The sequence below is a fragment of the Thermus aquaticus genome (genome assembly GCF_001280255.1).
Classification (GTDB): domain Bacteria; phylum Deinococcota; class Deinococci; order Deinococcales; family Thermaceae; genus Thermus; species Thermus aquaticus.
Genome location: NZ_LHCI01000016.1, coordinates 1 through 557 on the forward strand (window position 1 = coordinate 1; position 557 = coordinate 557).

1 protein-coding gene is annotated in these 557 nt (G+C 72.7%); it reads left to right on the forward strand.

Going from position 1 to position 557, the window contains the following annotated elements:
• On the forward strand, positions 1–557 hold a 557-nt coding region (locus BVI061214_RS00130), incomplete at both ends, for a cell division protein FtsA (RefSeq protein ID WP_211256760.1).

A 557-nucleotide genomic window follows, 5' to 3' on the forward strand; every position in this document is an offset into this window, starting at 1 on the left:
TCTTCATAGACGCCCTGGTGGCCCAGCCCCTGGCCAGCGGCCTGGGGGTCCTGAACCCGGAGGAGGAGAAGATGACCGTCCTCCTCCTGGACGTGGGCGGGGGCACCACGGACGTGGCCGTCTTCCGGGAGGGCAGGCTGGCCCACTCCGCCGTCCTGCCCCTTGGGGGGGATCACGTGACCCAGGACATCGCCCAGCTCCTCAAGATCCCCTTTGAGGAGGCGGAAAGGGTCAAGAAGAAGTACGGCGCGGCCCTGCCCGAGCTGGCGGACCCCGAGCTGGTCCGGGAGACCAACCAAGGGGGGGGCTCCGGGGGCGAGGTGCCCGCGCGGGAGCGGGCCCGCATCACCCGGCCCCGCCTCCGGGAGATCCTCCACCGGGCCCGCCAGTCCGTGGACGAGGCCATGGGGCCGCTGGAGGTCAAGGTGAACCGGGTGGTCCTCGCCGGGGGGACGGCCCTCCTCCGGGGCTTTGACCTCCTGGCCCGCCAGCAGTACAGCCTCCCGGTGCGGGTGGGCAAGCCCCATGGGGTCTCGGGCCTCACCGACGTGGTGGCC